Genomic DNA, 5074 nt, shown 5'->3' on the forward strand with positions numbered 1-5074 from the left:
GATACTTTGTTTCGACCGTTGGAATCAATGAACGCGTGATAAAAGACTATATAGAGCAACAAGGCAAAGAAGATATTGGACAAGCGAAGCTTGAGTTAGGAATTTAAATGCCCCGAGCGTAAGCTCGTGGGATATTTACTTTTTAGATGACAAAACAATAAATTTGCTTGAAATATATCAACAAAATTGTTACAATAGGTGACTGTGAAAATAACAAAAAAAGATGTTGAATATGTCGCCAATTTAGCCAGGCTGGAACTTACTGATGAAGAAAAAGAGACGTTTACCAGGCAATTAGAGAATATTCTCGGCTATATGGATAAACTAAACGAAGTAAATACTTCCGACGTCAAACCCACCTCCAGCATAGTAAATTTAAAAAATGTTTCCCGGGAAGATATTGTAGAAATATTTGAAAACACAGATGGTATAATTGCCAACGCGCCTGAAAGGGAAGACAGGCTGTTTAAAGTTAAAAAAATTATTGAGTAAGGCTGATATGCACCATAAAAAAACCGTTTCAGAGCTAATTAATAGTATAAAAGACAAAAATGTTTCCGTTCAGGAAATAACGGAATTTTTTTTGGGCAGAATTAAGCAAAATGATTCGCATTTAACCGCTTTTATGGAAGTCTTTGAAGAAGACGCCCTTTTAAAGGCAAAAGAAATTGACAAGAAAATAAAGTCGGGGCAAAAAGTCGGCTTGCTTGCAGGGCTGCCCATAGCTATAAAAGACAATATGTGCATTAAAGGAAAAAAAACCACCTGTTCCTCAAAGATATTGGAAAATTATATCAGCCCCTATAACGCGACCGTAATAGAAAAACTTGAACAGGAAGATGCAGTTATAATAGGGAAAACAAACATGGATGAATTCGCCATGGGTTCTTCTACTGAAAATTCCGCCTACAAAGTTACAAAAAATCCCTGGAACAAAAATTATATCCCCGGAGGTTCCTCCGGCGGCAGCGCTGTGGCTGTATCCGCGGGTTTATCTGCGCTGGCGCTCGGTTCGGATACCGGCGGCAGTATACGCCAGCCGGCCAGCTGCTGCGGTGTTGTCGGCCTCAAGCCGACGTATGGCAGTGTTTCACGCTACGGGTTGATTGCGTTCGGGTCATCACTTGACCAGATAGGCACATTTTCAAAATGTGTCGCTGACTCTGCGTTATTACTGCAGGTAATTTCCGGTTACGACAGAAAAGATTCAACTTCGGCAAATATTTCTGTGCCTGATTATACAGAATTGATAAATTCAAGGAAAGATTTGAAGGGTTTGAAAATCGGCCTTCCTAAGGAATATTTTATTTCAGGCATTGATCAGGATGTCAGCAAAGCAATGAAGGATGCAATCAAAGCGCTGGAAAAACTTGGGGCTGTAATATTGGATATATCTCTTCCTCATACGGAATATGCTGTAGCGGTTTACTATATTTTAGCGCCTTCCGAAGCCAGCGCAAACCTTGCGAGATTCGACAGCGTAAAATACGGTTATCGCGAACAGAATACTTCAGGGCTTCTGGAAACGTATAAAAAATCCAGGGGAAAAGGTTTTGGCAGCGAAGTAAAACGGCGGATAATGCTCGGAACTTACGCTTTATCAGCGGGTTATTATGACGCCTACTACGGCAAAGCGCAAAAAGTAAGGACCTTGATTAAAAGAGATTTTGAAGAAGCCTTTAAAAAAGTTGACGCAATCGTAACTCCTACGGCGCCTTCAGCGGCATTCAAAATCGGTGAAAGAACAGATGACCCGTTACAAATGTATTTATCCGATATATTCACTATTCCGTGCAATTTGGCAGGTTTGCCGGGTATATCTATACCGTGCGGTTTTACAAAGGATAACCTGCCCGTGGGCCTGCAGATTTTAGGCAGGCATTTTGACGAAAAAACAATTCTTGAAATCGGACATAATTATGAGCAATCCACAGACTGGCATCTAAAATATCCGGGTGTTTGAAATGGTTATCAGAAAGAGAGAAATTTTTTTTCAAACTGCGATTTTTATAGCGTTGTTCAGCGCGTCCGTCACTAAATACGCTTATATTCAAAGGAAAATAGTTTACAATGACCTCAATAAAGAGGTTATGGAAAATGTTTACTCTTTTCCCGGGGAAGTAGGCCTCTATATCAAGGATTTGAAAACCGGTGCCGTCATTACCTACAACGAGGACAAGAAATTTGCCAGCGCCAGCCTGGTAAAATTGCCTATAATGGTGGCTACATATCAGGCAGTTGAGGATGGCAATATTACTCTAAAGGAGCAGTTAATCCTTACCCGCAGTTTAAAGGCGGCGGGCTCGGGCACTTTAAAAAGCTGCCGGAGGGGAAGCAAATTTTGTATTTATGATCTTATTTATCATATGATAACCGAAAGCGACAACACAGCAACCAATATGATTTCAAATAAATTGGGCTATGGATATATAAATTGGGTTTTTAAGAATAAACTTAACCTGCAAGTTACCCGCATGGACCGCGGGATAATGGACTTGAAAATGCGCAGGTACGGCGTTGAAAATTACACGACTGCCAGAGAAATGGGCGATATTCTTGAAAAAATGTATAATAAACAACTCGTTTCTGAAAAAGCTTCCGAAGAAATGCTTACCATCCTGCAGCAACAGAAACACAAAGACCGAATACGCAGGTTTTTACCTAAGGATCTGAATGTTGCTAATAAAACCGGGCTTTTAAGAGACATCTGCCATGATGCGGGAATAGTGTTTACGGATAAAGGCGATTTTATTGTCTGCGTTTTAACCAGCGATTTTGGTTCTTACAAATTAGCAAAAAATCTTATAGGCGAAGTGGCCTATAAAACATACAGGTGTTATTGAAGGCGGATTATTGGGGAAGGTTGCTTTTGAATTTTCAGCGGGCGGCTTGGTAATCGACAGAAACAAAATTTTGATGATCAGAGTTGAAAATCTCCAAAAAGAAATAGTCTGGACTTTTCCCAAAGGGCATATAGAGAAAAAAGAGACCGCGCAGGAAGCCGCGCTGAGGGAAGTAGTAGAAGAAACAGGATATAACTGCGAAATATTAAAAAATATTGATTCGGTGCAATATTGGTTTAAAGATAAAGAAAAATTGATTAAGAAAACAGTAAAATGGTTTTTGATGAAGCCGCTGGAAAAAATCAAGGAACCTGATTCAGAAATATTGGAAATACGCTGGCAGGAGTTCAGGGAAGCGGAAAAAAACTTAAACTATAAAAACGATAAAGAACTTTTAAAGAAAGCGATAAATCAAAATGTATAAACCGGTAATAGGATTGGAAGTCCACGTCCAGCTTAAAACAAAATCAAAAATGTTTTGCGGCTGTTCTACGGAATTCGGTTCACAGCCAAATACCAATATTTGCCCGGTATGTTCGGGTCAGCCCGGTGTTTTGCCCGTTGCAAATAAAAAAGCGATTGAGTTCAGTTTAAAAACCGCTCTTGCGCTGGGTTGTAAAATAAATTATTTTTCTATTTTTGCCAGAAAGAATTATTTTTACCCGGACCTTCCTAAAGATTATCAGATAACACAGTATGAGGAACCTTTCGGTTATGATGGTTTTGTGGAAATAGGGGCTAAAAAAATCAGGGTAAAACGAGTCCATCAGGAAGAAGACACGGGTAAATTGCTCCATGCTATAGGTTCCAGGGAGCTGGATTATTCACTGGTGGATTTTAACCGCTGCGGTATTCCTTTGATGGAAATAGTGTCTGAACCTGATATGTATTCACCCGAAGAAGCTTACGCTTACCTTTCAACTTTAAAAACAATTTTACAATACCTGGAAATTTCAGATTGTGACATGGAAAAAGGGTCGCTGCGCTGCGACGCTAATGTATCCGTGATGAAAGCCGATGCTGATGAACTTGGCACAAAAACGGAAATAAAAAACATGAATTCGTTTAAAGCAGTCAGGGAAGCTCTCGATTACGAAATAAAAAGGCAAATTCAGGTGCTTCAGGACGGGGGAAAAATTGTCCAGGAAACCAGGTTATGGGACGATACCCGCGGTTTGACTGATACTATGCGTTCAAAGGAACAGGCGCATGATTACCGCTATTTTCCCGAGCCGGACCTGCCTCCGTTTGAGTTTAGCAAACAATGCATAGAGGAATTAAGGAAAACTATACCGGAACTACCCGAAGTCCGCAAGCAGAGGTTTATTAAAGATTTTTGCTTGTCTGTTTATGATGCGGATGTTTTAACAAAAGACAAACCCCTGGCGCAATATTATGAAAAAGCTTTGTCTTTCGTTAACCCTTCTGCCGGCAAAATTCTGGCAAACTGGATAACTACTGAATTGCTTGGCCGGTTGAATTCCGAAAATTTGAATATAAGCCAGGCTCCGGTAAGTTGTGAAAATATGGCTGAATTGGTAAAACTGATTGAAAACAATACTATTTCCGGTAAAATTGCGAAAACAGTTTTTGCCGAAATGTTTACTTCAGGGAAAATGCCTTCAGTAATTGTCAAAGAAAAAAACCTGGTACAAATTACCGATGAAACTGAAATCAAAAAAATAGTTGAGCAGGTCATTTCCGAAAACCAGAAAGCGGCTGATGAATATAAAGCAGGTAAGAAGCAGGCTCTTGGCTCGCTTGTGGGCGCGGTTATGAAAAAAACCGAAGGTAAAGCAAATCCTCAGACGGTCAATAAACTTTTGCAGGAATTGCTTAAAACCGAAGGAGGTGGGGATTAATTAGGATTGTCGTTGAAGTCTTGGTGTAAAAAAATTTTGATGGAGGAATAGAATAATGAGGAAATTAGTTTCTATAGCTGTAGTTTTGTGTTGTTTTGCCGGTATGAGTTTTACGACGCCATGTAATTCATCGTCATCGACCTATATTTCATTTGATCAGGTGATAGCAGGTGTTCCTGATACACAAAACCAATCCTTAGGTTTGCAAAACTTCCAAACAGAAACATCGTTTAAGCCAGTCCTCTGGAATTCTCCGAGCGTAAGCTCGAGAGATGGATAACATTCCAATATCTTCGTATAATTGGAGTATGGAATATAAACGGCTGAGCCATAGTGTTTACAAATGCGATTATCATATTGTTCTTGTAA

General features: G+C 39.8%; 5 protein-coding genes. All 5 read left to right on the forward strand.

From position 1 onward, the window contains the following. Positions 1-204: 204 nt before the first annotated feature. The 5 genes from gatC (at position 205) to gatB (ending at position 4705) form a co-directional block, all read left to right on the forward strand. On the forward strand, positions 205-492 hold the full coding sequence (gene gatC, locus KKH91_08165; GenBank protein MBU0952776.1) for an Asp-tRNA(Asn)/Glu-tRNA(Gln) amidotransferase subunit GatC: 288 nt from the start codon (positions 205-207) through the stop codon (positions 490-492). A 7-nt stretch (positions 493-499) separates the two neighbouring features. Continuing rightward, positions 500-1963, forward strand: a complete 1464-nt coding sequence (gene gatA / locus KKH91_08170) for an Asp-tRNA(Asn)/Glu-tRNA(Gln) amidotransferase subunit GatA (protein ID MBU0952777.1) — start codon at positions 500-502, stop codon at positions 1961-1963. Between the two features lies 1 nt (position 1964). After that, a complete protein-coding gene (locus KKH91_08175; protein MBU0952778.1) occupies positions 1965-2843 on the forward strand; it encodes a class A beta-lactamase-related serine hydrolase in 879 nt (292 codons plus the stop codon). Between the two features lie 70 nt (positions 2844-2913). Continuing rightward, on the forward strand, positions 2914-3267 hold the full coding sequence (locus KKH91_08180; protein ID MBU0952779.1) for an NUDIX domain-containing protein: 354 nt from the start codon (positions 2914-2916) through the stop codon (positions 3265-3267). Continuing rightward, positions 3260-4705, forward strand: a complete 1446-nt coding sequence (gatB, locus tag KKH91_08185) for an Asp-tRNA(Asn)/Glu-tRNA(Gln) amidotransferase subunit GatB (protein MBU0952780.1) — start codon at positions 3260-3262, stop codon at positions 4703-4705. The genes KKH91_08180 and gatB overlap by 8 nt, the downstream gene beginning before the upstream one ends. Positions 4706-5074 lie beyond the last annotated feature (369 nt).

Source organism: Elusimicrobiota bacterium (assembly GCA_018816525.1).
In the GTDB taxonomy this organism is placed as follows: Bacteria; Elusimicrobiota; Endomicrobiia; order CG1-02-37-114; family XYA2-FULL-39-19; genus OXYB2-FULL-48-7.